The 26,909-nt window shown below is 62.7% G+C and carries 18 protein-coding genes and 1 tRNA gene; 15 read left to right on the forward strand and 4 right to left on the reverse strand.

The features are described 5' to 3' along the window. Nucleotides 1-14: 14 nt before the first annotated feature. Nucleotides 15-740, forward strand: a complete 726-nt coding sequence (locus ACVWYF_RS17685; RefSeq protein WP_457070434.1) for a glycosyltransferase family 2 protein — start codon at nucleotides 15-17, stop codon at nucleotides 738-740. A gap of 89 nt (nucleotides 741-829) precedes the next feature. On the opposite strand, the gene ACVWYF_RS17690 is transcribed toward ACVWYF_RS17685, so the two are convergent. Together ACVWYF_RS17690 and dinB are read right to left on the reverse strand one after the other, a co-directional pair. Beyond that, nucleotides 830-2,941 carry a carboxy terminal-processing peptidase gene (locus tag ACVWYF_RS17690; protein ID WP_457070436.1) on the reverse strand — a complete coding sequence of 704 codons (2,112 nt, stop codon included), beginning with the start codon at nucleotides 2,939-2,941 and terminating at the stop codon, nucleotides 830-832. Nucleotides 2,942-3,122: 181 nt separating this feature from the next. Next, nucleotides 3,123-4,163 carry a DNA polymerase IV gene (gene dinB, locus ACVWYF_RS17695; protein ID WP_457070437.1) on the reverse strand — a complete coding sequence of 347 codons (1,041 nt, stop codon included), beginning with the start codon at nucleotides 4,161-4,163 and terminating at the stop codon, nucleotides 3,123-3,125. 246 nt (nucleotides 4,164-4,409) lie between these two features. Between dinB and ACVWYF_RS17700 the strand changes: the two genes are divergently transcribed. The 12 genes from ACVWYF_RS17700 to ACVWYF_RS17755 all read left to right on the forward strand — a co-directional run bounded on the left by ACVWYF_RS17700 (nucleotide 4,410) and on the right by ACVWYF_RS17755 (nucleotide 22,521). Further along, nucleotides 4,410-4,485 (forward strand) — tRNA-Asp (locus ACVWYF_RS17700). 582 nt (nucleotides 4,486-5,067) lie between these two features. Then, entirely contained in the window at nucleotides 5,068-5,658 is a 591-nt protein-coding gene (locus ACVWYF_RS17705) for an RNA polymerase sigma-70 factor (protein ID WP_457070439.1), read from the forward strand. A gap of 172 nt (nucleotides 5,659-5,830) precedes the next feature. After that, on the forward strand, nucleotides 5,831-6,850 hold the full coding sequence (locus ACVWYF_RS17710) for a FecR family protein (RefSeq protein ID WP_457070441.1): 1,020 nt from the start codon (nucleotides 5,831-5,833) through the stop codon (nucleotides 6,848-6,850). Between the two features lie 68 nt (nucleotides 6,851-6,918). After that, nucleotides 6,919-10,395 carry a SusC/RagA family TonB-linked outer membrane protein gene (locus tag ACVWYF_RS17715; RefSeq protein WP_457070443.1) on the forward strand — a complete coding sequence of 1,159 codons (3,477 nt, stop codon included), beginning with the start codon at nucleotides 6,919-6,921 and terminating at the stop codon, nucleotides 10,393-10,395. Between the two features lie 29 nt (nucleotides 10,396-10,424). Next, nucleotides 10,425-11,915, forward strand: coding sequence for a RagB/SusD family nutrient uptake outer membrane protein (locus tag ACVWYF_RS17720; protein WP_457070445.1), 1,491 nt, complete (start codon nucleotides 10,425-10,427; stop codon nucleotides 11,913-11,915). 226 nt (nucleotides 11,916-12,141) lie between these two features. Continuing rightward, entirely contained in the window at nucleotides 12,142-13,413 is a 1,272-nt protein-coding gene (locus ACVWYF_RS17725) for a sugar MFS transporter (RefSeq protein WP_457070447.1), read from the forward strand. 30 nt (nucleotides 13,414-13,443) lie between these two features. After that, complete coding sequence (locus ACVWYF_RS17730) at nucleotides 13,444-14,892, forward strand: glycoside hydrolase family 30 protein (RefSeq protein WP_457070449.1); 1,449 nt, start codon at nucleotides 13,444-13,446, stop codon at nucleotides 14,890-14,892. 81 nt (nucleotides 14,893-14,973) lie between these two features. Next, nucleotides 14,974-16,092, forward strand: a complete 1,119-nt coding sequence (locus ACVWYF_RS17735; protein WP_457070451.1) for a T9SS type A sorting domain-containing protein — start codon at nucleotides 14,974-14,976, stop codon at nucleotides 16,090-16,092. Nucleotides 16,093-16,168: 76 nt separating this feature from the next. After that, nucleotides 16,169-17,623, forward strand: coding sequence for a glycoside hydrolase family 30 protein (locus ACVWYF_RS17740; protein WP_457070453.1), 1,455 nt, complete (start codon nucleotides 16,169-16,171; stop codon nucleotides 17,621-17,623). A gap of 311 nt (nucleotides 17,624-17,934) precedes the next feature. Further along, nucleotides 17,935-20,118, forward strand: coding sequence for an RICIN domain-containing protein (locus ACVWYF_RS17745; protein WP_457070455.1), 2,184 nt, complete (start codon nucleotides 17,935-17,937; stop codon nucleotides 20,116-20,118). 166 nt (nucleotides 20,119-20,284) lie between these two features. After that, a complete protein-coding gene (locus ACVWYF_RS17750; protein WP_457070457.1) occupies nucleotides 20,285-21,745 on the forward strand; it encodes a glycoside hydrolase family 30 protein in 1,461 nt (486 codons plus the stop codon). 8 nt (nucleotides 21,746-21,753) lie between these two features. Continuing rightward, complete coding sequence (locus ACVWYF_RS17755) at nucleotides 21,754-22,521, forward strand: GDSL-type esterase/lipase family protein (protein WP_457070459.1); 768 nt, start codon at nucleotides 21,754-21,756, stop codon at nucleotides 22,519-22,521. 47 nt (nucleotides 22,522-22,568) lie between these two features. On the opposite strand, the gene ACVWYF_RS17760 is transcribed toward ACVWYF_RS17755, so the two are convergent. Then, nucleotides 22,569-23,213 carry a sce7726 family protein gene (locus ACVWYF_RS17760; protein ID WP_457070461.1) on the reverse strand — a complete coding sequence of 215 codons (645 nt, stop codon included), beginning with the start codon at nucleotides 23,211-23,213 and terminating at the stop codon, nucleotides 22,569-22,571. Nucleotides 23,214-23,470: 257 nt separating this feature from the next. Here ACVWYF_RS17760 and ACVWYF_RS17765 point away from each other — a divergent pair, with 257 nt between their 5' ends. After that, nucleotides 23,471-24,970 carry an OmpA family protein gene (locus tag ACVWYF_RS17765; RefSeq protein ID WP_457070463.1) on the forward strand — a complete coding sequence of 500 codons (1,500 nt, stop codon included), beginning with the start codon at nucleotides 23,471-23,473 and terminating at the stop codon, nucleotides 24,968-24,970. A 30-nt stretch (nucleotides 24,971-25,000) separates the two neighbouring features. Here ACVWYF_RS17765 and ACVWYF_RS17770 read toward each other — a convergent pair whose 3' ends face one another. Further along, nucleotides 25,001-25,426: a hypothetical protein gene (locus tag ACVWYF_RS17770; RefSeq protein WP_457070465.1), complete on the reverse strand. Its 426-nt coding sequence runs from the start codon at nucleotides 25,424-25,426 to the stop codon at nucleotides 25,001-25,003. A 401-nt stretch (nucleotides 25,427-25,827) separates the two neighbouring features. Between ACVWYF_RS17770 and ACVWYF_RS17775 the strand changes: the two genes are divergently transcribed. Then, a complete protein-coding gene (locus ACVWYF_RS17775) occupies nucleotides 25,828-26,904 on the forward strand; it encodes a hypothetical protein (protein WP_457070467.1) in 1,077 nt (358 codons plus the stop codon). The last annotated feature ends 5 nt before the right edge of the window (nucleotides 26,905-26,909 follow it).

Raw genomic sequence — 26,909 nt, forward strand, 5'->3', positions numbered from 1 at the left:
TCAGTATTTTTCCCGTGATAAAGTTCGACACCCTTTCCATTATCATCCCCGTCTACAACGAGGCCCGCACCATCCACCAGATTCTGGATTTGCTGCGCGAGCTGAAGCTGGTGAACAACATCGGCAAGGAGATTATCCTCGTCAACGACTGCTCCACCGATTCCTCGGCCGACACCATCCGGGCCTACGCCGCCCGCTACCCCGAAATGGGCCTGCGCCTACTGGAGCACGCCGTGAACCAGGGCAAGGGCGCGGCCCTGCACACCGGCATCCGCGAGGCCACCGGCGACTACGTCATCATTCAGGATGCCGACCTGGAGTACGACCCCGAAGAGTATAACCTCATGATAAAGCCCATCCTGAAAGGCTTTGCCGACGTGGTGTTCGGCTCGCGCTTCTTGGGTGGCAACCCGCACCGCATCCTGTTTTTCTGGCACAGCATCGGCAACAACGTGCTCACCTTCCTCTCGAACATGGTGACCGATTTGAACCTAACCGACATGGAAACCTGCTACAAGCTCTTCCGGCGCGACATCGTGCAGGGCCTGCGGCTGGAAGAGAACCGCTTCGGCTTCGAGCCCGAAGTAACCGCCAAAGTGGCCCGCGTCAAGGACGTGCGCATCTACGAAGTAGGCATCAGCTACTACGGCCGCACCTACGCCGAGGGCAAGAAAATTGGCTGGCGCGACGGCTTCCGTGCCATCTACTGCATCCTCAAATACGGCCTGCTCGGGCAATAAACCCCGGCCCGGCACTGGCTTATCCTGAAACAAAAAGCCCCCGCTGCTTCTCAGCAACGGGGGCTTTTTGGTGGAATTTACTTTCCGACTTACTTCAGCTCGTCGCCAATCACGGCCACGGCTTCGGCCAGAGCAGGGTCTTTGCGCAACGGCTTGAGGAAGCGGGCCAGGCGCTTGGCCGCCGTGGAGTCGGACGCCGGGCGGGCGTCAGCCGCGAGGGCGGCCACGTCGAGCACGGCCAGGGCATTCTGGGCGGCGGTTTGCTGCTTGTTGATGGCGCGGGCCTCCACCTGCTGGGTGCGGTAGGCGGCCAGGTTCAGCGACAGCACGGTTTGCTTCTGGCGCTCGGTGGCGCGCTGCGAGGCTTCGGTGATGAGCTTAAAGCCGGGGCTGGCAGCCACGCGGGCAGCGCTGCTGGCCTTCAGCGGGGCCAGGGCCGGCAGTGTGTTAGCGGGCTGAAACGCGGCGGGCGCAATCTCATCCCAAGGCAGCGGGTATTCCGATTCCTGCTCGCCCTTGGCATAGGCCGCCAAGGCATCGGGCACCATAATGTCCGGCGTCACGCCCTTAAACTGGGTCGAGCCCCCGCTCACGCGGTAAAACTTCTGGATGGTAAGCTTAAGCGAGCCCAGCGGCTTGAGGGCGTTGGCCTGCGCGTTCACGGCGTTGTCCAGGTCGAACACCTGCTGCACGGTGCCCTTGCCATAAGTCGTGCTGCCCATGATGATGGCGCGGTGGTAGTCCTGCATGGCAGCGGCCAGAATCTCGGAAGCCGAAGCGCTGTACTTGTTCACCAGCACCACCAGCGGGCCACTGTACTGCACGGCGGGGTCGGTATCGGCCACGGGCTGGGCCGGGCCACGGCTGGTTTTCACCTGCACCATGGGGCCGGTGGGCACAAAGAGGCCGCCCATGTCCACGGCGTCGCGGAGCGAGCCGCCGCCGTTGTAGCGCAGGTCGAGCACCACGCCGGCCACGTTTTCCTTGCTGAGTTTGGCCAGCTCGGCCTTCACATCGGCCGCGCTGCTACGCCCACCCTTGCCGCTGAAATCGGCGTAGAAGCCGGGCAGGTTGAGGTAGCCATACGTGCGCCCACCCTGCTTGATGAGGGCCGACTGCGCGTACGTATCCTCAATCACCACCACGTCGCGGATGATGGGAATGACCTGCGTGGCCCCGTCGGGCTTGCGCACCGTGAGGCGCACCTCCGTGCCCTTCGGCCCGCGAATGAGCTTCACGGCTTTGTCAAACCGCATGCCTTCCACGCTCACGGGCTCGGCAGCGCCTTGGGCCACGCGCAGAATGAGGTCGCCCACCTTCAATTCGCCCTGTCGCGACGAGGCCGAGCCGGCCACGATGTCGACTACTTTCAGCTTGCCGCCGTCTTCCTGCAACTGCGCGCCCGTACCCTCCAGGCGGCCGCTCATGGTGATGTCGAAATTTTCGCGGGCAATGGGAGCGAAATAGTCCGTGTGCGGGTCGTAGCTGTTGGCAATGGCCTCGGCAAAGGCGGCCAAGCGGTCGTTGCCATCGGTTTGCAGCTGGTCGACGAATACGTCGTCGTAATATTTCAGCACGCGCTTGCGGGCTTCCGCCTCCATCTCAACCGGCGTGCGGATTTTGTCGGAAGTGGTGGCCGGCGAGGCCCCGACTTTGGTGGCGGCCAGGGGCTTGTCCTTCTTCTTGGCCTCGTCGTCCATCATTTCCGAAAGGCGGGCCAGGGTCTGGTACTTCAGCATCTTGCGCCACTGGTCGCGCTGCTCGGCGGCATTGGCGGCGTAGGTGGCTTTGGCAGGGTCGGTTTCCCAGCTTTCCTGCACCGAGAAGTCGAAGGGCTTGGCCAGAATCTGGCGGTAGAGGGCCTGGATTTCGGGCATGCGCTTGGCCAGCAGCGCGCTGGTAGCGTCCAGAAACTCGTGGCTGCCGCCGCGCATCTGGTCGTCAATCTGGGTCTTGAAGGGACTGAGCTGGGCCACTTCCGGGGCCAGCAGCAGCTGCTTGTTCACATCAATGCGCTTGATGTACAGGTCGTACACGCGCTGCGAAAACTGGTCGTCAATCTTCTCGGGCTGGTAGTGGAGCTGGTTCAGTCCCTGCATCATCACCCCAAGCATCACCTGGTCGCGCGGCGGCGTGCCCTGGTACACGGAGTAGGAAGCCAGCCCCAGCAGGGCCAGCACGGAGGTGGAATATAATCCCAATTTAAAGCGGGGGAATTGCATGCGGAGAGGTCTAGTGAAGCAAGGAAAATGGCGGCATCCGGGGCCGGCACCCGCGCCCTGACGGGCCAAAGGGTAAAGATGCTGCTTCCATAACCAGAATCGCACCAGTAATTGCTCCCAAAGTCGAAAAAGAACCGCCAAAGGTTGCGGAATTCTGTCCTCAAAAGCTCAGGGTGAGCTGTCGGCCCGCACTTTCTTGTTCGTTGCTCAGATTGGAAAGCGTGACGCCCAGCAGCCGCACACCCTTTTCCAGCGGAAACAGCCCTTCCACCAGTTCCCGGCAAATGCGGGCCAGCACCTCCGGCCCCGGCACCAGGCCCACGCCGCTGCGGCTCCGCGTGATTTGTTGGAAGTCGCCGAATTTTACCTTCAGGGTCACCGTCCGGCCCCGGATGCCGCTGCGCTGGCAGTATTCCCACACGTCTTCCAGCAGCGGCTGCAAGGCTTCCACCAAGTCGGCAAACTCGCGCAAATCCTGCGCGAAGGTGGTTTCCGAGCCCATGGACTTGCGCAGGCGGTCGGCCACCACGGGCCGCTCGTCCTCGCCCCGCGCAATGGCGAAGTAGTAGCGCCCCACCTTACCAAAATGCTGGTGCAGAAACTCCACCGCCTGCGCCCGCAAATCGGCCCCAGTGAAGATGCCCAGCTCGTTCATGCGGGCCGCCGTCACCGGCCCCACGCCGTGGAACTGGCCCACCGCCAGCCCTTCCACGAAGGCCAGCCCCTGCCCGGGCCGCACCACAAACTGCCCGTTGGGCTTGCGATAATCGGAAGCCAGCTTGGCCAGAAACTTATTATACGAAATGCCCGCCGAGGCCGTGAGCCCGGTTTCGGCCAGGATTTTGGCCCGGATTTCCCGCGCAATCTGGGTGGCCGATTCCAGCTGTTTGAGGTTGTGCGTCACATCGAGGTAAGCCTCGTCGAGCGATACCGGCTCAATCAGCGGCGTGTACTCGGCGAAGATGGCCCGAATCTGCCGCGACACCTCCTTGTACACCACAAAACGCGGCGGCACGAACACCAGCTCCGGGCATTTGCGCAGCGCCGTGGCACTCGGCATGGCCGAGCGCACCCCAAACTGCCGGGCCTCGTAGCTGGCCGCCGCCACCACCCCGCGCTCCCGTGCGCCGCCCACCGCCACGGGCCGGCCGCGCAACTCCGGGTGGTCGCGCTGCTCCACCGAAGCATAAAATGCATCCATATCCAAATGAATGATTTTGCGAATGGAGCTGGCAGTCACTATTTTTGCTTTTTATTCCGGCAAAGATAAAAGGACGGCTGCAGCGAACGGAACCTTTGTTTCCAGCGTGTAGGGCGGGTTTAGGATTCCAGAAATATTATTCATAGCGCATGAAATTGCGTCAGCATCAGAATTTAACAATAAAATAATCTTAAAAATTATATTTTTATTAATAATTCTTTTACGTACTTTTGACTTATCAAACCTTGTGGGGTGGCGGAACTGGCAGACGCGCTAGCCTATCTCGCTAGTAAAATTAGAGGTTCGAGTCCTCTCTCTACAGCTAGAATCCTGGTCGCAGCAGCGGCCGGGATTTTTTGCGTTCAAGGGTTTTACCAGTGTGTATAAACTGCTGATATAGCTGTTGCCAGAGCGGCACACCGGACACCCGGCGAGGTAGTTGCAGCGAAAAGAAGCCAAATAAATTAACGGCAGCGGCGCATCGCAGAAGGGGATTTGCTAAAATTATTGCGGGGGCTGATTGGGGTACTTGGCTGGTTCGGCGTAATTCCCCAAACGCTTGCGGCCCGCGGCTGCTGGCGTTTGAGTAGTCGCTCTTTTTTTGACCTCATGCCGCCATTGCCACTGCGGCACAAGGGCGCGGCAAGTGAAGCTCCGCTTTTCTGTTTCTGTGAGGAATGGCCCATCATCCGGTAATGCTAATTGACCGGCGAAGCCCGACGGGTTTGCATCTTGCGGAATATTAGCGGGCTGCCGGCTCCCGCCGCCGCCGCCACGTCCTGCTGGCAGTGTTGATTCTGGGGCGACCGCGCTGCTCGCCGGTTAGCCGCCGAAGGACAATTGCCGGGTGATTTTGCTTAACTGCTTAATCGTTAATTTTAGCTTTGCTTTACCCTGAATCTGCTTGGAGATAGCGCGCGAATTTTCGGAACTGGACTACCTACGCCGCCTCACCCAAGGCGACGAAAGGGCCTTTGATGCCCTGTTCCGGCACTATAGCGCGCTGGTGTACCGGTTTGCCTACGGCTACCTCAAGTCGCGGACCGACGCCGAGGAAATCGTGCAGGAATGCTTTCTGAAAATCTGGGAAAAGCGCGAGCAATTGCGCGACGACGTGCCCCTGAAGGCCTACCTCTTCACTACGGCCCACCACGCCATCCTCAACCAGCTGCGGCGGCAACAGCAACGCACCCGCTTCCAGACTTACAGCGCCGGCCTGGCCCCCGGGCAGGTGGGCAATGAGGTGGAATTTACGGAGCTTGAATCCCTCTACCAAGCCGCGCTGGAGCAATTGCCGCCCAAGCGCCGTGAGATTTTTATCCTGAGCCGGCAGCAGGGCCTCTCCTACCCCGAGATTGCCCAGCAGCTCAACCTGTCGGTAAAAACCGTGGAGGCCCAGATGACGCAGGCGCTGAAGTTCCTGCGCGGCTACTTCCAGGCCCACGGCGAAAGCATCGTGGCCCTGCTGCTGTGGCTGGCCATTGCCAATTCTTAATTTTTTTTCAGAAGCCAGTAAGGGTGATAGGCGCTAGCGGTGTATTACTGCAAACGATTGGGGAACCACGCCCCAAACGTTTGTTAGTCCACACTCACCCGGCGCTCTACCGCTCAGATATACTGGCTTTTACCTCCCAGCTATTTCGCACCCCCGACTTTCTCAGCAGCTCATGGCTCTTTTCGTTACCGAAGAACTTTTTCAACAATACCTCGCCGGGCGCACCACGGCCGCCGAGACCGAGGCCGTAGCCGCCTGGCTGGCCGAGCCGGCCCACCAAGCGCTGGCCGAGCCCTGGATGCGCCGGCACTGGGACGCCCTGGCCGCCGCGCCCGCCAGCATCCCCGTAGCCGCCGAAGAGCCCAGCTACGATGCCCTGCTGAACTCCCTGCACCTGAAACTGGGCTTCGGTGAGCCGGTGCCGGCCACCGTGACCGCGCCGCGCTGGCGGCGCTGGGCCGCCGCTGCCGCACTAGCCGGCACCGTGGCCGGTAGCGGCTGGCTGCTGTATTCGCAGCGCGTACCCGCCCCCCTGGAAGTGACCACGGCCTATGGCCAGCTCGACACCATCAAGCTGCCCGACGGCTCGGAGGCTACGCTGAACGGCCACTCCACGCTGCGCTACGCCAATGCGTGGGTCGCCAACAAACCGCGCGAGGTGTGGCTCGATGGCGAAGGCTACTTCTCGGTGAAGCACCAGCCCAACAACCAGCGCTTTGTGGTGCATACCCGGGCCGGCTTTGCGGTGGAGGTGCTGGGCACCAAGTTCACCGTGTACCGCCGCCGCGACCAGGCGCGGGTGGTGCTGCTCTCGGGCAAGGTGCGCGTCGACTTCGACGACCAGCAGCGGCCCGACGTGATTCTGAAGCCCGGCGAGCTGCTCGAAACCCGCGATGCCCAGCCGCTGGCCGCCGTGCATAAGGCGGTGCGCACCGCCCCCTACGCCGCCTGGAAAGACGCCAAGCTGGTGCTGGAAGAAACCAGCATTGCCGAGCTGGCCACCCGCCTGCAGGACACCTACGGCGTGGAAGTCGTCGTGAACAGCCCCGAACTCAGCGAGCGCCGCGTGACCGGCACCGTGCCCGTGGGAGACCTCGAAGTGCTGCTCCAGGCCCTGCAGGAAACCTTTCACCTGAAGGTCACCCGCGAGGCGGGCCGCATTGTGCTCTCCGATAACGCCGCCGCGAAATAGCGCTGGCCAATAACCGATTACCCCAACCTCTTTGTATCCCACCTTTTTCACAAAATTCCCATAAACCCATGAATCGACCCATTACGCATCTGCGTCGGCAATACGCATTGCCGGCTTGCCTGACAGCGGGAATGCTGGTGTTTCAGGCCTCCGCTATGCCGGCGGCGGCCCAGTTGCTGGCCTTTCACCAGGAGCAACCCGCTTCCACCTCCCCCGCTATGCCTGCCCCGGTGGTGGGTGAAAGCGTGGCCCTGAAAACCCTGCTCCACCAGTGGGAAAAGGACCACCACGTCACCATTTTCTACGAAAGCTCGCTGGTGGGCAGCAAGCGCGTGGTGCCCCAGGCCGGCGTGACCACGCTGGACAACAAGCTGGCCGCCGTGCTGCCGCAGGCCGACCTGCGCTTCAAGAAAATCCGCGACGACTACTACCTGATTGTCAGCAAGCCCGAGGTGGCGGCCAGCTCCGGCAGCACCACCATGGTCGCCGGAGCAGCTGCCGCAGATGTGCCCGTATCGGGCCGCGTGACCTCGGCCAACGGCGAAGGCCTGCCCGGCGTGACGGTGCTGGTGAAAGGCACCACCATTGGCACTACCACGGGGACCGACGGCTCGTTTTCGCTGAGCGTGCCGGAGGGCAGCACGCTGGTGTTCAGCTCGGTGGGCTTCGGGCGGCAGGAAGTGGCCGTGACCGGCGCGGCCAGCACGCTGGCCATTGTGCTGAAGGACGACCAGCAGGCCCTGAACGAAGTAGTGGTGGTAGGCTACGGCACCCAGAGCCGCCAGGAGCTGACCACGGCCATCACCTCGGTGAACTCGGCCGCCATTGAGCGCCAGCCGGTGGCCGGTTTCGACCAGGCCCTGCAGGGCCAGGCGCCCGGCGTGCAGGTATCGGCCCCGAGCGGCGCGCCCGGCGCGGGCATCACCGTGCGGATTCGCGGCAACGCGACTATCGGCCTGAACGCCTCACCGCTGTATGTAATTGACGGCATTCCGGTGCTGCCTACTTACGACCAGGAATTGACCGTAGGCGGCCAGCGTCCCAACCCGCTCAACGCCATCAACCCCAACGACATCGAGAGCATCGACGTGCTGAAAGACGGCGCGGCGGCAGCCATCTACGGCCTGCGCGCCTCCAACGGCGTGGTGGTGATTACGACCAAGCGCGGCAAGGTGGGCAAGGCCCAGGTGGGCTTCAGCACTTACTTCGGCCGCCAGGTCATCCGTAAAAAGCTGGACCTGCTGAACGGCAAGCAGTTTGCCGCGCTCTATAACGACGAGCAGGTGAACGGCGGCTTTGCCCCGGCCTACAACCTGGACACGGTGCGCACCAATACCGACTGGCAGAACGAGGTGTACCGGCCGGCCAACATTCAGAACTACCAGCTGAACGTGAGCGGCGGCACCGACAAAACCCGCTACTACTTGGCCGGCGGTTACTTCAAGCAGGACGGCATCAGCCTGAACTCGGGCTTCGACCGCTTCACCTTCAAGCTCAACCTCGACCAGCAGCTGAGCAGCCGCTTCCGGGCCGGCACCAGCCTCAACCTGAGCCGTACGAATAACAACAACAGCTCGCGCAGCGAGAACGGCGCGGGCAGCTCGGGCACGGTGCTGGGCACGCTGGCCTCGATTCCATCCATGCCGGTGCGCAACCCCGACGGTTCGTATGCTGTGAACCCCTTCGCCCGCAACTTCGACAACCCCATTGGCAACTTGCTCGAAACCAGCAATAAGGCCGTGATTTATCAGGTTATCGGCAACGTGTACGCGGAGCTGGACATTCTGAAAAACCTGACCCTGCGCTCGACGGCCGGTATCGACTTCCGTTCGCAGATTGAGAACGAGTTCATCACCCGCGACTACCCTGGCACCTCGGCCCCCGGCACGGCCGAAGCCAACAAGGGCTCCGGGCGCACCAGCACCAACCAGCAGGTTATCTGGCTCCAGGAAAACACGCTGACCTACCGCCCCAGCCTGGGCGACAAGCACAACCTGACGCTGCTGGCCGGCGAGTCGATGCAGGCCTCAGACCGCTTCACGTCGGGTGCCAGCGGCAAGGGCTACGCCTCCAACGCCGTGCCTTACCTCTCGGGCGTGTCGGTGTTCAACAAGCCCAGCAGCTACGAGGACCAGTGGGGCCTGCTCAGCTTCTTTGGCCGCGCCACCTACGACTACGACCAGCGCTACCTGGCCTCCATCAGCCTGCGGGCCGATGCCAGCAGCCGCTTCCGCCCCGGCAAGCAGTACGGCTACTTCCCGGCGGCATCGGCCGCTTGGCGCGTGTCGAAGGAATCCTTCTTTCCCCAGAATAAAGTGGTGTCGGACCTGAAGCTGCGCGGCAGCTTCGGGGCCAACGGCAACCAGGAATTCTATACCTACCAGCGCTTCTCGCGCTACGGCGTGACCTATGGCTACCCCGGTACGGGCATAACGGTGGCCCCGGGCATCACCCAGAGCGACATCGGCAACAACGACCTGAAGTGGGAAACCACCTACCAGTACAACGGCGGCCTGGACCTGGGCCTGCTGGATAACCGCCTCACCTTCACGGCCGACGTGTACCGCAAGCACACCAAGGACCTGCTCCTGCTGGTCGATATTCCGCTCAGCACCGGGGCCGAAATCAATAACGGGGCCCAAAACCCGCAGATTCTGCAGAACGTGGGCAGCATCCAGAACCAAGGCATTGAACTGGGCCTGACAACCAACAACGTGCAGCCTATCAGTGGCTTTGGCTGGACCACCAACCTGAACTTCACGATGAACCGCAACAAGGTGCTCGACCTGGGCCAGAGCGTGAACAGCGAAGGAAAAATAGCCGACCGCCGCCTGAGTTCGGGCAACGGCTTCGTACTCACGGGCCAGCCGCTGGGCGTATTCTACGGCTACCAGGTGCAGGGCATCTTCCAGACTCAGGCCGATGTTGACGCCGCCGCCAAGCAGAGCCCCGGCAAAACAGCCCCCGGCGACATCCGCTTCCGCGACCTGAACAACGACGGCATCATCAACGACAAGGACCGCACGATTATCGGCAACCCCAATCCGAAATCGATTGCCGGCGTGACCAACACCTTCACGTTCAAAGGGCTGGAGCTGAGCATCTTCTTCCAGGGCAGCTTCGGCAACGACATCTACAACCAGAACCGCGAAACACTGGAAAGCATGGCGAACCCAAACAACCAGACCACCCGCGTGCTCAACCGCTGGACGCCGACCAACACCAACACTGACGTGCCCCGCGCCATTGCGGCAGACCCCAACGGCAACGCCCGCTACTCGGACCGTTTCATCGAGGACGGCTCCTACGTGCGCCTCAAAAACCTGACCCTGGCCTACAACCTGCCGGTGAGCCTCATCAAGCACGCCGCCCTGAGCAACCTGCGCCTGTACGTGACCGGCCAGAACCTGGCAACCTGGACGCACTACTCGGGCTACGACCCGGAAGTGAGCTCCGACCCCTTCTCCACCACCGGCCAGGGCCGCGATTTCGGGGTGTACCCCCAGACGCGCACCTACACCGTGGGTCTCAACGCCTCGTTTTAAGCCGCTTGTTTGCCTAGCCTCATATTCCCATGAAAAAATATTTCATTCCTGTTGCCTCTGCGATGCTGCTGCTGTCCGGCTGCAACGTGCTGGACAAGGAGCCGCTGACGACCATCGCGCCCTCCAACTTTTTTAAATCGGCCAACGATGCCGAAGCCTCCATCACGGCGGCCTACGACGGCCTGCAAAGCAAGGGCTGCTACGCCGAGGTGCTGAACCTGGTGGGCAACATGCCCTCCGACGACTGCACCAGCAACAACAACGACGTGCGGGTGCTCGACGACATTAACTGGAACTCGGCCACGGGCCAGGTGGGCGATGTCTATCGCGACAACTTCCGCACCATCAACCGGGCCAACGCTGTGCTAAAGTACGTGCCCGGTGTGGCCGGCATGAACGCCACCCGCCGCGACCAGATTCTGGGCGAAGCCCGCTTCCTGCGGGCCTTGTCCTACTTCAACCTGGTGCGCCTATACGGGGCCGTGCCCCTGCGCCTGGAGCCCACCGAAACCGGCGACCCCGCCGTGCTGAACCTGCCCCGCGCGGCCACCGACCAGGTGTACGCCCGCATCGTGGAAGACCTGACCACCGGCGCCGGCCTCATGGCCGACGTGAACCCCGCCCGCGCCACCAAGGGCGCGGCCAATGCCCTGCTGGCCCGCGTGCAGCTCACCCAACGCAACTGGGCCGCCGCCAAAGACGCCGCCAACCTGGTGCTGAACGGCAAGGGCAACTACTCGCTGCAAGGCTTCAACTCCCTGTTCCCGGCCGATAACAAGGGCGAGTCGATTTTTGAGATTCAGTTTTCGGGCAGCGCCGACGGGGGCACCTCCTTCACCCTGCCCGACCTGCTGCTGCCCCTGCCGGCGGCCACGTATTCGTTTGCCAAGTTCAACCTGCCCACGCTGTTCGTGGCTGGCAGCGCGGCCCGGCCTACCGACCTGACCTCGGTGGTAGACACTATCAACGACCAGCGCTGGAGCTACCAGGGCAACGTGAATACCGGCCGCAACCACGCCAGCTACGTGCAGGGGCGCGGCTCCAAGACCGACGACCGCGGCCCCTTCGTGTACAAATGGCGCAGCGACGGCAGCGGCTTCAATTCGAGTGATAACTACTACGTGCTGCGCCTGGCCGAAGTGTACCTCAGCGCCGCCGAGGCCAGCAACGAGCTCGCCAGCCCGGCCCAGGCCGTGCTCGATTTCCTGAACCCCATCCGGCTGCGTGCCGGCCTGGCCGCCCTCACGCCGGCCAGTCCCGAGGCCGCCAGCCAGACTACCCTGCGCACCGAAATCGACAAGCAGCGCCGCCTGGAACTGGCTTTCGAGGGCGAGCGGTGGTTCGACCTCATCCGCTACGCCCGCCACGAGCAGGCCACGGCCAGCGCCCGCCACACCGTGTCGGCCCTCGATATAATCGCACAGAAGCGCGGCACCCGCGATGTCAACTACCTGCTCTTCCCCATCCCGCTGGCCGAGCTGAACACCAACACGCAGCTGCAACAAAACCCTGGCTACTAGTAGTGCCAGCGTCGTTTCGGGGCAGGGAAAATGGTGGGAATAATAAGTACCTGCCCTGGAACGACATTTTTTAACTGGCAATGCTGCCAGGAATCGGCCGCCGGTCCGACCGCCCTAGGCGGTCCGACCGGTTGAAGAAAGCACGTTTCGATAAACAACGACAACTGGTCAGGCCACCTAGGGCGGTCAGACCGGCCCCCACGCTCAATTTTCTAAAACAACTCCAATGGCCGCCCCCGTTTTCGCGCCAGTTGCCGCTTCCTCCTCCGACGTGCCGGCCGGCACCGCCGCGCCGCGCTATGCGCCGGCCCTGTCGGCCCTCACGGTGCTGTTTTTTTCGTTCGGCTTCATCACCTGTCTCAATGACATTCTGATTCCCTATCTGAAGGCCATTTTCCAGCTCAGCTACGCCCAGGCCAACCTGATTAACCTGTGCTTTTTCGGGGCCTACTTCGTGATGGGCATTCCGGCGGGCAAGGTGGTGAGCCGCCTCGGCTACAAGGGCGGCATGCTGATGGGCTTCGTGGTGGCGGCCGTGGGCTGCTTCCTGTTTTACCCCGCCGCCGACAGCCATTCCTACGGCCTGTTTTTGGGGGCGCTGTTTGTGCTGGCCACCGGTGTGGTGCTCCTGCAAGTGGCCGGCAACCCCTACGTGGCCGTGCTAGGGCCAGCCGAGTCGGCTCCGGCCCGGCTCACGCTCACGCAGGCGTTCAACTCGCTGGGCACCTACGTGGCCCCGCTGCTGGGCGCGGCCCTCATCCTCTCGCACCTGCCTGACCTCGACGCCGCCCGCGCCGCCGATGCCATCGACGTGCGCGCCGTGCAGGTGCCCTACCTCTGCATCGGGTCCGTGCTCATTTTCATCAGCCTGCTGCTGAGCTTCCTCAAGCTGCCCGTCATCACGCACACGCCCGACCCCAGCGACGACGCCAGCCGCCGCCCCTGGCACTACCGGCACCTCGTGCTGGGCATGGTGGGCATTTTCGCCTACGTGGGGGCCGAAGTTGCCATTGGCTCGCACATCGTGAGCTACCTCGGCCAGCCCGACGTGCTGAATATGGCCCCCAAGCTGGCGGGCTATAAGGTGTCGTACTACTGGGGCGGAGCCATGGTGGGCCGCTTTCTGGGCGCTTACCTGCTGAATAAAATAAAGCCCGGCTATTTGCTGGCTGTGGCGGCGGTCGGCGCTATTCTGCTGGTCTTGGTTTCGGCCACTACCACTGGCGAAACCGCCATGTACAGCCTGCTGGCTGTGGGCCTGATGAACTCCATCATGTTCGCCACCATTTTCACGCTGGCCGTGGCCGGCCTGGGCCGCCACACCGAAGAAGCCTCCGGGCTGCTGAACGTGGCCATCGTGGGCGGCGCGGTCATTCCGCCGCTGTTTGGGCTGGTGGCCGATGCCAGCTCGCTGCGCCTAGCGCTGGCGCTGCCGGTGCTCTGCTACGCCTACATCGTGTGGTACGGCCTGCGCGGCCACGTTCGCCGGGCCATTTAGGCCTTGGCTGATACAAACTTTCTCTACTCCATGCTCCTCAATTCCCACCACCCTTTTGTTGCCTCCGTCGCCTTGCTGGCGCTACTGGCTGCTGGTGCGCCGCAAGGCGCGCAGGCCCAGCGCGCACCCCAGCCCAAAGGCGCGGCCGCGAGCGCAGGCGTAACCAGCTGGCTCACCACCGCCGATAAGTCGGTGCTGTTCCAGCCGCAGGCCGGCCCGTTAACGTTTGCGACGGCGAAGAATGCCAACCCGACCATCGAGGTTGACGAGGCCAAAACCTACCAGACCATTGACGGCTTTGGCTACTGCCTCACAGGCGGCAGCGCCGAGCTGCTGCACCAAATGGGCCCGGCCGAGCGCGCCAGGCTGCTTCGTGAGCTGTTCGGCACCGAAGGCAGCAACATTGGTGTGAGCTACCTGCGGGTGAGCATCGGCGCGTCGGACCTCGACGCGAAGGTGTTCAGCTACGACGACCTGCCCGCCGGTCAGACCGACCCGGAGCTAACCAAATTTAGCCTTGCCCCCGATGAGAAGCACCTCATCCCGGTGCTGAAGGAAATTCTGGCCATCAACCCCAGCATCAAAATCCTGGGTTCGCCGTGGTCGCCGCCGACGTGGATGAAAACCAACGACGCCTCGAAAGGCGGCAGCCTCAAGCCCGAGTTTTACGACGCCTACGCCCGGTATTTCGTGAAATACATCGCCGGGATGAAGGCCCAGGGCATTCGCATTGATGCCATCACGATTCAGAACGAGCCGCTGCACCCCGGCAACAACCCCAGCCTGCTGATGCTGGCCGAGCAACAGGCCGAGTTCGTCAAAAAGAGCCTCGGCCCCACCTTCCGTGAAGCCAAGCTCGACACGAAAATCATCGTATACGACCACAACGCCGACCGGCCCGACTACCCGCTCACCATCCTGGGCGATGCCGAGGCGGCGCAGTATGTGGACGGCTCGGCCTTTCACCTCTACGCCGGCCCTATTGAGGCGCTGGGCAAGGTACACGACGCGCACCCGGAGAAGAACGTCTACTTCACCGAGCAGTGGATTGGCGCGCCCGGCAAGTTTGCCGGCGACCTGGCCTGGCACACCCGCACGCTCATCATCGGGGGCACGCGCAACTGGGCCCGTACCGTGCTGGAGTGGAACCTGGCCGCCGACCCGCAGCAGAACCCCCACACGCCCGGCGGCTGCACCGAATGCCTGGGGGCCATCACGCTGGCCGGCAATGCCGTGACCCGCAACCCGGCCTACTACATCGTGGCCCACGCCAGCAAGTTTGCCCGGCCCGGCTCGGTCCGCATCGCTTCCACCCTGCCCGATAAGCTGCCCAACGTGGCCTTCCGCACGCCCACCGGCCAGCGTGTGCTGGTGGTGCTGAACGACGGCGCGGCGGCCCAGGCCTTCAACATCCGCCAGGGCGGGCGGCAGGTGGTGGCCACGCTGCCCGCCGGGGCCGTGGCCACCTACGTCTGGTAGGCTTTTCTGATTTTCATATTCTTGATTTCCAGCATTTTACCCATTTCCCATTTTTTTCATTCCCCATTTTTCCAAATTCCCATGCAAAAGCACTTTACTCTTTCTGCTCTCGCCGCGCTCGCGCTTAGCTCCCTGAGCGCGCAGGCTCAGTTCACGGTTGATGGCACGCTGTCGACAACCGAAATCGGCACCGGTGCCGGCAAATACCAACTGCTGGGCACTTATACCAATACCCACTCGGTAACCGACCGCGGCCTGAAGGCCATTTACATGGGCACCACGGCTACTACGGTGAACTTTATGGTGGTGGCCTCCCCCGAGCAGACGGCCTACAGCGCCGTGCTGCTGTACCTCGACATGCCCAATAAAACCGGTGTGGCGGCCAACACGCAGCTGCCCTACGGTGCCGATGGGTCTTCACAGTTCGGCAAGACCCGGCCCACGTTGGACATGCCCGCCGATTACGGCTTCCGCCTCACGGCTTCTCCATTGAACGGCACCGACCTCAACTCCTACCACAGCGTGCTGGACCTCACAGTACCCCTCAACTCGGCGGGCAAAGCGTCTGACATTTACCTGGGCTCAACCAACAAAACCGGCACTTCTTTCACCGTAACCGACCCGGTCAGTAACGTAGTGGGAGCCAAGGTTTCCTTCAAAGGCAGCACCACAGGCAGCGTGGCAACCAACACCACCACCGGCTGGGAGTTCGAATACCCCTTGTCGGTGCTGGGCGGAGCCGCTACCAATAGCATCATCCGGGTGATGGCCGTTTATGCACTCGACGGCGGCGAATTCACGACCGACGTGTTGCCGCAGATTACCGGCCGGACTACGGCACTGGGCCTCGACGCCAACTTCGCCACCATCCCCGGCAACCAGTTCTACAGCTACCAGGTGGGTGCCGGCCCGCTGGCCAGCCGCGCCGCCACCGCCGACGCCCTGGCCCTGAGCGCCTACCCCAATCCCCTCACCAGCGCCAGCGCCCTGAGCTACACCGTGGCCAGCGGCACCCAGCCCGTGAGCGTGGAAGTGTATAACGCCCTCGGCCAGCGCGTGCTCAGCCTGCTGAACGCCGACCAGGCCGCCGGGCCGCACACCACTGCCCTGGCCCCGCTGCAGCAGCTAGCCGCCGGCTCCTACCTCGTAAAGCTGCAAGTGGGCACTCAGCTTACCAGCCGCCGCGTGGTGGTCGAATAGCTTTCCCTATCGCCGGTGGTGCCCGCAACGGCAGGTGCCACCGGCTTTATTTTTCGCTCCGCTACTCCCCCCCATTATGAATCGTACCCCATTAGTAGGCGTGTGCTTATCGGCATTATTGCTGGCGGGAGCCGGCTGCACCAAAAAAACCGAAGATACCCCCGACCCTACCCCGCCCGTGGTGGTACCGCCCACCGTGCCCACCGGCCCGTCGCAGGTGGCCTTCTGGCTCACCAATACCAACCGCACGGCCCTGTTTGCCCGCCAGAAAACGGTGCTGAACTTCGCCGCGTCCTCTAATTCCTATCCCACAATTACCGTCGATACCACCAAAGCCTACCAGACCATGGACGGCTTCGGCTACAGCCTCACCGGGGGTAGCGCCACGGTTATCAACCGGATGGGCACCACCAACCGGGCCGATTTGCTGCGCGAGCTATTCGCCACCGACAGCACCTGGCTGGGCGTGAGCTACCTGCGCGTCAGCATCGGAGCATCTGACCTTAGCGACCACGTTTTCACCTATGATGACGTGGCCGGCGACGTCAACCTGGCGCAGTTCAGCCTCGGCCCCGACCGCCCCGACCTGATTCCGGTGCTCAAGCAGATTCTGGCCATCAACCCCAGCATCAAAATCATGGGCTCGCCCTGGACGGCCCCGCTCTGGATGAAGACCGTGAATGCGAGCCGGGGCGGCAACCTGCAGCCGCAATACTACGATGCCTACGCCCGCTACTTCGTGAAATACATCCAGCAAATGGCCGCCGAGGGCATCCGCATCGACGCCGTTACGCTGCAAAACGAGCCCCTATACGGTGGCAACGAGCCCAGCATGCTGATGGACGCGACCGAGCAGGCCAACTTCATCAAGAACAACATCGGCCCGGCCTTCGCGGCCGCCGGCATCACCACCAAAATCATTGCCTACGACCACAACCCCGACCGGCCCGACTACCCGCTGGCCGTGCTGAACGACGTGGCCGCCCGGCCCTACGTGGAGGGTACCGCCTTCCACAATTACGGCGGTTCGCTTTCGTCGGCGCTCACGCAGCTGCACAATGCCTACCCGACCAAGGGCCTCTACTTCACCGAGTTTTGGACCCAGGCACCCGGCAATTTCCTCATCGATTTTCCCGGCCACGTCCGCGACCTCGAAATCGGGGCCGCCCGCAACTGGGCCAAAAACGTGCTAGAATGGAACCTGGCTAACGACGCCACCTACGGCCCCCGCACCAGCGGCGGCTGCTCCGAGTGCCTGGGCGCCGTCACCATCTCGGGCAATACCGTGACGCGCAACCCGGCCTACTACGCCGTGGCCCACTCCAGCAAATTCGTGCGCCCCAACTCCGTCCGCATCGACACCGACGCGCCCGCCAATCTGCCCAACGTGGCCTACAAAACCCCTTCGGGCAAGAAAGTGCTGGTCGTGCTGAACTCCGGCACCGACCCGCAGCAATTCAACATCCAGTTCAAGGGCAAGGTCGTGAGTTCGGCCCTGGCCGGCGGCTCCGTGGGAACCTACGTGTGGTAGCTTAAAGAGCGGGCCTGGGCAGTTTGACCAGGCCCGTTTCTTTTATCTCTTATTAAATACAAATAGTTGATATTCAAATAATTAAAAAATCATTAGCGCCGGTCCGACCGCCCTAGGCGGTCCGACCGGTTGAAGAACCACCGATTTCACCCTCATGACAACCGTTCCGACCGCCTAAGGTGGTCGGACCGGAGCAGACGATTAATGCGGCCCAGCCGCTTGATTCCGGGCTGGCCCGTGCCGCGTGCAACAGACACTTTCCGCCAGCTTTTTTCTCCTGAATTTTTTCCACTTCTCAACTCCCACAATTCATGAAAAAGCTGTACCGACCCGTTCTCTCTCTCGTAGCCGCCGGTGTGCTGCTGCCCATCATGGCCTTCCGGCCGGCCCACACGCAGGCCACCGAGCCCGTGAGCGTGTGGCTCACCACCGGCGACCAGACCAAGCTGCTACAAGCCCAGGCCGGCATCAGCTTCAGCGCCAGCACGCCCGCCACCGGCACCACCATCACCGTGGATGAAAGCCAGACCTACCAGACCATCGACGGTTTCGGGGCCTCGCTAACCGGCGCATCGGCTTACCTGTTGAACCAGAAAATGAGCACCGCCCAGCGCGACGCCCTGCTGAACGACTTGTTCAGTACCGGCGGTATTCACCTGAGCTTTTTGCGGCATACCATGGGCGGGTCGGACTTCTCGGCGCAAGGCGATTTCACCTACGACGACCGGCCACAGGGCCAGACCGATGTGGGCCTGAGCAGCTTTTCCATTGCCAATGACCTGGTGGATTTGGTGCCGATGCTGCAAGCCGCCCGGGCCAAAAACAGCAGTCTGAAAATCCTGGGCACGCCCTGGAGCGCCCCCGCCTGGATGAAGGAGCCCACCGCAGGCGGGGTGAATGAGCTACGCAACGGCCACTTCCTCAACACGGCTTACTACCAGGCCTACGCCAATTATTTTGTGAAGTACGTGCAGGCCTACGCCGCCCAGGGCGTGCCCATTTACGCCGTGACGCTGCAAAACGAGCCGCTCTTTGCCGCTTCCTACATGTCGATGCGGATGGATGCGGGCAACCAGCTGGCATTTTTGAAAAACAACATCGGGCCGGCGTTTCAGGCGGCGAACCTGAGCACCAAGCTCATTGCCTACGACCACAACTGGGACCAGCCCGGCTACCCCAACACTATTTTTGCCGATGCCGCGGCGGCGCAGTACGCGGCCGGCTCGGCCTTTCACGGCTACGCGGGCAGTGTGAGCGGCCAGAGCACCACCCACAACGCCTACCCGGCCAAGGACATCTGGTTCACCGAGATTTCGGGTTCGGTGGGCTCCAGTTTCGCCGGCGATTTGAAGTGGCACGCCTCCAATATCATCATCGGCACCACCCGCAACTGGGCCAAAAGCGCCCTGGAATGGAACCTGGCCCTCGACCAGAACAACGGTCCCACCAACGGCGGCTGCACCAACTGCCGGGGCGTGGTCACCATCAACAGCAGCACCGGGGCCGTGACGCGCAACGTGGAATATTACGCCCTGGCCCACGCCAGCAAGTTTGTGGACCCCGGCGCGGTGCGCGTGAGCTCCAACTCGGTGGCCGGCGGCATCGAAACGGTGGCCTTCCGCAACCCCGACGGCTCGAAAGTCCTCATTGCCCTGAACAACAGCAATGCCTCCAACACCTTCAAGGTGAGCTGGAATAGCCAGGCGTTCAACTACACGCTGCCAGCCGGCGCGCTGGCCACCTACAAGTGGAGCACCAGCGACATCACGCTGAACCGCATCTATGAAATCAGCGCCAAGCACAGCGGCAAGGCCCTCGAAATCGTGGGCTCCTCGACCAGCAACGGCGGGCAGGCCCAGCAGCGCACCTGGGCCACCGGCAGCAACCAGAAATGGAAAACGGTGGACATTGGCAACGGCTTCGTGCGGTTGGTGAACATCCTCAGCAACAAGTCGCTGGATGTGCCCGGCCCCAGCGCCGCCAACGGGGCCCTGGCCCAACAGTGGGACTGGAGCAGCGCCGACAGCCAGGCCTGGCTGGTGCAGCACCAGAGCGACGGCACCTACCGCCTCATTAACAAGTACAGCAACAAGGCCCTTGACGTGGCCGGCGCGTCGCAAGCCGACGGGGCCAACGCCCAGCAGTGGGACTGGACCGGGGCCGATAACCAGCGCTGGTGGTTCTCGGACCAGGGCCCGGCCGCCCTCACGGCCCTCGCCGCCGCCGCCGGTTTCCCGCCCACCCGCCTGCAAGTGTACCCCACCACCATCAATAAGGAATTGACCTTCGACTACACCGCTGAACAAGCTGAAATCCTGCAAGTGCAGCTTGTGGACATGCTGGGCCGCGTGGCCCTGGCCCCGCCCGCCGTGGCGGCTAAGGCTGGGCTCAATCACATCAGCCTTGATGCGGGCGCGGCCACAGCGGGCTTGTACGTGCTGAAAGTGCATACCGCCGCCGGCCCGCTGAGCCAGCGGGTGGTTATTGCTCGCTAACGGCAAGCTGCGGTTTTAAAATATCCACCACCTTTAGAACAACTTTCTATCTGATGTGTAGGGTGCGGGGCTTGTCCCCGCCCGTCGTTCGCACCGTTTCAACTGCCCCGTTCAACGGTGGGCGGGGGCAAGCCCCGCACCCTACAATTCACCACTCCCTATCATGATGAACCAGCAACTTCTGTCCTTCTTATTCCTCTCCACGCTGGGCCTTGGCAGTGCCGCCGCGCAGAAAGCGGCAACTGCCGCCTACTCGGCGGCGGGCAAAACGGCCCACGTTTTCGCTACCGTACAAGGGAGCAGTCAGCGCCTGGCCGCTGGCAGCGACCTCAAATTCGCGCCCGCCGCGCAGCCCGTGGAAACCCAGGTTTGCGTGTTTGTCGACCCCGGCCACTCGTTCCAGACCATGCTCGGCATCGGCGGGGCGCTCACTGATGCCTCGGCCGAAACCTTCGCCAAGCTGCCGAAACCGCAGCAGCAGGAGTTTCTCAAGGCCTACTACAGCCCCACGGGCGGCATCGGCTACACGCTGGGCCGCACCAGCATCCACAGCTCCGACTTTTCGAGTGGCAGCTATACGTATGTGGCCGACAAGGACGAGGCGCTGAAAACCTTCAGCGTGCAGCACGATGAGCAGTTTCGCATTCCCTTCATCAAGCAGGTAATGGCAACGGCCGGCGGCAAGCTCACCCTCTTCGTGAGCCCCTGGAGCCCGCCCGGCTGGATGAAAACCAACGGCGACATGCTGCACGGCGGTCACCTGCTGCCCCAGTACCGCCAGGCCTGGGCCGACTACTACGTGAAGTTCATCAAGACCTACGAGCAGCTGGGCATCCCCATCTGGGGCCTCACGGTGCAGAACGAGCCCATGGCCACCCAGAAGTGGGAATCGTGCGTGTTTTCGGGCGAAGAGGAGCGGGATTTTATCAAAGGCTACCTCGGCCCCACGCTGGCCAAAGGCGGTTTGGGCTCGAAAAAACTCATTGCCTGGGACCACAACCGCGACCTGCTGTTCCAGCGCGCCAGCACCGTGCTCGACGACCCCGAGGCCGCTAAATACGTCTGGGGCATCGGCTACCACTGGTACGAAACCTGGACCGGCAGCAGCATGCTGTTCGAGAACGAGAAGCGCGTGAAAGAGGCTTTCCCCAACACCAACCTGATTTTCACGGAAGGCTGTAAGGAGAAATTCGACCTAACTAAAGTCGACGACTGGGCGCTGGGCGAGAAATACGGCAACTCGATAATTGGCGACTTCAACGCCGGCACCGTGGGCTGGACCGACTGGAACGTGCTGCTCGACGAAACCGGCGGCCCCAACCACGTCGGCAACTTCTGCTTCGCCCCGGTCATAGCCGATACCCGCACCGGGAAGCTTATTTACACCAGCGCTTACTACTACATCGGCCACTTCTCGAAGTTCATCCGGCCCGGCGCGAAGCGCATCAGCGCCTCCGCCAACCGCGACGCCCTGCAAACCACCGCCTACCGCAACCCTGACGGCAGCGTGGCCGTGGTGGTGATGAACCAGACCGACAAGCCCGAGGAATTCCAGCTCTGGATGCGCGGCCAGGGCGCTAAAACCACGGCCGCTGCGCATTCCATTATGACGCTGGTGGTCAATTAATTCCTGCAATGAAATTCGCATCCCTTCTGCTGCTCGTCGCATTGCTCACCAGCACTGCCGCCCACGCCCAGCAGCCCACCGACGCGGCCGCCGCCAAAAAAGCGGCCGACGAGGCCTACCACCAGCGCCAGGAATACCTGCTGCACAACGACTGGCCCAACCTCCAGCGCTACGCCGCCGACAACCAGCGCCTGCCCGCCCCCACGCCCGGCCGGCCCCGCGTGGTCATCATCGGCAACTCCATCACCGAGGGTTGGGTGAAGCAGGATTCGGCCTTTTTTCGGGGCAAAACCTACGACTACGTGGGCCGGGGCATCAGCGGGCAGGCCACGGGCCAGACGGTGGTGCGCTTCCGGGCCGATGTAATTGACCTGCATCCGGCTGTGGTGGTCATATTGGTGGGCACCAACGATGTGGCCGAAAACAACGGCCCCTACAACCCGCAAACCACGCTGAACAACATCATGACGATGGCGGAGCTGGCCCAGGCCCACGGCATCCGCGTGGTACTGGGCGCGGTGGCTCCAAGTACTGATTTCTGGTGGCACAAGGGCCTGGAGCCGGCCCCCAAAATCCTGGCCCTCAACCAGCAAATAAAAACCTACGCCGCCCAGCGCCACCTCGGGTACTACGACATGCACACCGCCCTGAAAGACGACCAGAACGGCCTGAAAAAAGCCTATGGCGAAGACGGCGTACATCCCAACCTGACCGGCTACCGCGTGCTGGAGCCTCTGCTCAACCAAGCCGTAGCTACTGCGCTGAAGCAGAAATAAACGCCTTTCCGATAACTGCGCCCGTGCCGCCCGGCCGCTCCCAGCGGCTAGGCGGCACGGGCTTTTTTGCGCCCGGCGGGCTTCTTCTTTTTGGCCTTGGGCCGGGCCTTTTTGCGGCGGGGTGGCAGTCGCTCGCGCTCGGCTTTGCGCTCGGCCCGCCACAGCAGGCGCTCGGGCAGGCGGGCAATGAGGCGCTCGCGCACGTACTGCGCCAGGCTGGACAGTGGCACCAGCTGCGTGGTGCGCAGGAAATTGCTCACTTCGCGGCTCCGCAGCGTGCTCACGCCCGTGAGGCCCCGCGCCAGCAAAAACTGCTTCACCTCCTCCAATAGCAGGAGTTTGGCCAGCGGGGCGCGCTCCACAGTGGCGTTGTAGCCAGCGGCGCGGTGTGGGCGCAGCCCTTCGGCCGAGGCCACCAATACGCCTACCCATTCGGGCAGCAGGGGCAGCAGCTTGGGCAAGTGCTTTTCGGTGACGATGAAGGTGACAAAGTCGTAGACCTCGCCGTAGCAGCGCAGTTGGTTGGCCACCCGTTGCAGGGTGTCGCCGTCACCCTTCACCTCGTAGCCGTGCATGAAGTGCTCGGTGATATGCACCACGTCGGCCCGGGTGGTGCCGGTGGGCAGCTCATCAATACAGACGCCGCCGAGCAGCAGTGGATAGAGCAGGGCGCGGATTTCCGGGTCGTTCATGGCAACCCCAAAAGTAGCTTCCCGGCGCGCAGCAGCTCAAAAAATTAAATGCATTGTTATAATTAATATTTATAATGTTCATTATAAATAAATTTCGTTATTTTTGTTTAGCTGCGAACAAGTTGTATTAGAGCAAGAAGTTGTATCGGAGTAACAACCACCAGACTCTGCGGCCTGTGCCGGAAGGCGCGGCGGAAAATGGCCCGACGGCGGGGCATGAGGTGGTCTAATCAGTCTTTCAGAATAATTATAGCATTATGAAAAACTCTGTAGCCGAAGCAGTTAACTACTGCTTCACCCGCGAAACCATTGCCCGGCTCGGCACCCGCCTGGACGAAGCCGCGCCCAACGTTGAATATGCGCTCAGCCAGGCGGTGCCCTTGGTGCTGACGGAGTTATCGGAGCGGGTGGGCCACGGCCTCACGCCCGAGGGCCTGCTTGAGCTGGTGCGCGAAGCCGACTCGGCGCAGGTGCTCCAGCAGCTGGCCGACCTGCACCCGGCCGCCCGCTACGAACGGGGCGTGAACCTGCTCCTCGACCTGCTGGACGGTTCCTACCGCAGCACCGTGAGCCGCATTGCCGCCGGGGCGGCCATCCGGCCTTCGGCCGGCGATACGCTGCTGCAAGTGGCCGCCACGGCCGTGCTGGGCGTGCTGGGCCACGCCGCCACCGAAAAATCCCTCTCCCCCACCGACTTCGTTTATTGGCTGCACGCCGAGAAAGAGGCCATTGCGGCGGCCATGTTGCCGGTTCCGGCCCTTGGGGCGGCCCCGCCCACGCCCGTCGAGCAGGGCCTGCGCCGCCAGTCCCCGCAGCTGGCAGCGCTGGCTCCCACGCCCGCCACCGCCTGGGCCGAGCCAGCCCCGGAGGCCGGCGGCGGCGGGCTGTCGCCGTACTGGCAATGGGGCGGGCTGCTGCTGCTGGCCGTGTGCCTGGGGTATTTTTTCGGCCACGGCACGCCCAGCCACGACCAGCCCGCAACAGCCAATCTGGTGGAGGAAACCAGTCTGCCACCGGCTGCCACGCCACCCAATGCGCCCAAGGCCGCCTACGTGGCCCCCGAAACCGTCCCGGCTGAGGCGGCCGTGCCAGCCCCTGCGATGACAGTACCCGCCGCCCGGCCCGCGCCAATCATTGCCAACCGGCCCATAGAGGTGCTGCCCGCCCGCACCCCAGCCGCCCCGGCCTCCGGGGCCGCCCGCGCAGTCCCGGCCCGCTCGGTGGCCATCGGCAACGAGCCCAACGGCCGCTACGACCAGGACCGGGACACCTACATCTACGACACCGGTAAGCCCATCGTGCTGACCCTGGCCGACGGCACTACCCAGAAAATAGGGGCCAATTCGACCGAAAACCGGCTTTACACCTTCCTGTCTTCGCCCGCCTTCCAGGTCGATTCGGTGAACCGGACCAAGGGCTGGATTAATTTCGACCGCATCAACTTTGAAACCGGCAAGGCCCAGCTCACGCCCGAATCGGCGCTGCAATTGGGCAACATTGCCAGTATTCTCAACACGTTTCCGCGGTCCGTGGTGAAAATCGGGGGCTACACCGACAGCACCGGCGAGGCCCTGGTGAACTACCAGCTCAGCGAGGACCGCGCCCGCGCCGCCATGCTCACGCTGGCCAGCATGGGCGTGAGCGCCGACCGCCTGCAAGCCAAGGGCTACGGCCCCAAATACTTCGTGCGGCCCAACACCACCCCCGCCAACCGCGCCCTGAACCGGCGCGTCAGCATTCGGGTGCTGCGCAAGTAGCAATCCGTTTGGGACTTGCCGGTACCGGGCTTAGGCGCGGGCTTGCAACTCCTGCTGGCAGGCACGCAGCCAGGCTTCGGCCTCGGGCACCTGCTGAAAAATCTGGAGCTCCAGCGCGCCGGCCGCCCCGTGGTTGAAATGCACGGTGAGGATATCGGACAGGGAATCGGCCTGCACCACATGGGCTACGTAGCGCAGGCCCATGGCGGTGGCGGCCGGCACCCAGATGCGCTCCAGCCACTCAATGGAGTCGAACCACGGCCCCATCAGCTCCACGTTGTCATTGAGCAGGCAGGGGCTGCGGAGTTCTTGCAGGGTGCGCAGGTAATTATCGGCCCCGCGCAGGGCTTCCTGCATATCGACGAAGCCGCGCCAGGTGGCCCGCAGCCAGCCGCCGGGCTCCTGCGAAAGAGTGCAGCGGCTGCCGTCGGCATCGGGAAGGGAGCTAAGAATCATGGTAGAAATCAATAGGAGGTTTCGTGAGCCAACCCAAAAATAAATGCCCCGAATGCAGGTTTGTTTTACCGGCATACGGCTTTTTCGGGTTCCTGATGCGTTGTGGCCGGGGCGAGCCTGCGGTCCGGGACCGGCGAAGGTCAACAATTAAAAAGCAATCGGGACTGATTCGGCGGGAGCTGCGAGCCTGCTGCGTTTCCGGCGGTGGGGCCGGCATTTTTGGCCGCTGGGCATCACTCCGAATCGGGCCGGGGCCAACCTTCGCAATTTGGTAATGGTTGCGGTAGCGTGAGCCGTGGGCGGGGGCGTTATTTCGCCCCTCGTACTGTACCTTGGCAGCGTGCCGGCCCTGCCGTGGGGCAGCCCGCCGGCGGTTCGGTTGCTTCAACTTCGCTTCCTGCATGTCCCGAAAAAAGGTTTTGTTTCTTATCGGCTCGCCCAACCAGACCACGCAGATGCACCAGATTGCGCAGCTGCTGGCCGATGAGTTTGAGCCCTATTTCAGCCAGCTCTACTACGATGGCTGGATGCGCGGCTTCTACAAATTCCTGCTCCGGACGGGCGGCCTGAACCCCACCATCGTGACGGGCAAAATAAAAGCGAAAGCCGATAAGTATTTGTCTGAAAACCACTTACATAATGACTTCGAGGCCCGGCAATTCGGCAACCAGTACGACCTCATCGTGTGCTGCTCCGATGTCATCGTGCCCTGGCCGCTGGTGCGCACCACCAAAACCATTTTCGTGCAGGAAGGCATGACCGACCCGCTCAACTGGTGGTGCCGCCTAGTCCGCAAGCTCAACTGGATGCCCATCCTGGCTATCGGCACGGCCCTGAACGGCTTGGCCAACTGCTGCGACATCTACTGCGTGGCCTCCGAAGGCTATGCCAAACACTTTAATTACGTGGGGGTCGACCGCGATAAGCTCATCGTGACGGGCATTCCCAACTTCGACAATATAGAGCAAGTGCGGAATAATGACTTCCCGCACCACGGCTACGTGCTGGTGGCTACCTCCGACCTGCGCGAAACCTACACCCCCGAAAACCGGCCCAAATTCATCCGGGAGTGCGCCCGCATCGCGGCCGGCCGGCCCCTCATTTTCAAGATGCACCCCAACGAGACGCTGCCCCGCGCCACGGACGAAATCCGGGAGCACGCCCCGCCCGGTACCCTGGTTTTCACCGAAGGCAACACCGACCACATGATTGCCAACTGCGTGGAGCTCATCACCCAATACTCGACCGTGGTGTATGTGGGCCTGGCGCTGGGCAAGCCGGTACATTCCTATTTTGACGTGGACGACCTACGCCGCAAGTTGCCCTGGCAGAACGACGGCACCTCGGCCCGGCGCATTGCGGCCATTTGCCGGGGATTTAGCCAGTTTGCGGGCAGCGGGCCGACATTTTTGCGCCAGTTCGATACCGAGGCTTTTGCCACCGCAGCGCCGGCGAAAGCTTCTCCGGTGGCGGGCTAGGTGCC

This window comes from Hymenobacter sp. UYAg731 (assembly GCF_054061335.1).

Excerpts from the sequence above, each read along its gene's own strand:
- ACVWYF_RS17715 (WP_457070443.1), top strand. The coding sequence starts at position 6,919 with ATGAATCGACCCATTACGCATCTGCGTCGGCAATACGCATTGCCGGCT.
- ACVWYF_RS17720 (WP_457070445.1), top strand. The coding sequence starts at position 10,425 with ATGAAAAAATATTTCATTCCTGTTGCCTCTGCGATGCTGCTGCTGTCC.
- ACVWYF_RS17740 (WP_457070453.1), top strand. The coding sequence starts at position 16,169 with ATGAATCGTACCCCATTAGTAGGCGTGTGCTTATCGGCATTATTGCTG.
- ACVWYF_RS17770 (WP_457070465.1), bottom strand. The coding sequence starts at position 25,426 with ATGATTCTTAGCTCCCTTCCCGATGCCGACGGCAGCCGCTGCACTCTT.
- ACVWYF_RS17725 (WP_457070447.1), top strand. The coding sequence starts at position 12,142 with ATGGCCGCCCCCGTTTTCGCGCCAGTTGCCGCTTCCTCCTCCGACGTG.
- ACVWYF_RS17730 (WP_457070449.1), top strand. The coding sequence starts at position 13,444 with ATGCTCCTCAATTCCCACCACCCTTTTGTTGCCTCCGTCGCCTTGCTG.
- ACVWYF_RS17765 (WP_457070463.1), top strand. The coding sequence starts at position 23,471 with ATGAAAAACTCTGTAGCCGAAGCAGTTAACTACTGCTTCACCCGCGAA.
- ACVWYF_RS17735 (WP_457070451.1), top strand. The coding sequence starts at position 14,974 with ATGCAAAAGCACTTTACTCTTTCTGCTCTCGCCGCGCTCGCGCTTAGC.
- ACVWYF_RS17710 (WP_457070441.1), top strand. The coding sequence starts at position 5,831 with ATGGCTCTTTTCGTTACCGAAGAACTTTTTCAACAATACCTCGCCGGG.
- ACVWYF_RS17760 (WP_457070461.1), bottom strand. The coding sequence starts at position 23,213 with ATGAACGACCCGGAAATCCGCGCCCTGCTCTATCCACTGCTGCTCGGC.
- ACVWYF_RS17775 (WP_457070467.1), top strand. The coding sequence starts at position 25,828 with ATGTCCCGAAAAAAGGTTTTGTTTCTTATCGGCTCGCCCAACCAGACC.
- ACVWYF_RS17750 (WP_457070457.1), top strand. The coding sequence starts at position 20,285 with ATGAACCAGCAACTTCTGTCCTTCTTATTCCTCTCCACGCTGGGCCTT.
- ACVWYF_RS17755 (WP_457070459.1), top strand. The coding sequence starts at position 21,754 with ATGAAATTCGCATCCCTTCTGCTGCTCGTCGCATTGCTCACCAGCACT.
- dinB (WP_457070437.1), bottom strand. The coding sequence starts at position 4,163 with ATGGATGCATTTTATGCTTCGGTGGAGCAGCGCGACCACCCGGAGTTG.
- ACVWYF_RS17745 (WP_457070455.1), top strand. The coding sequence starts at position 17,935 with ATGAAAAAGCTGTACCGACCCGTTCTCTCTCTCGTAGCCGCCGGTGTG.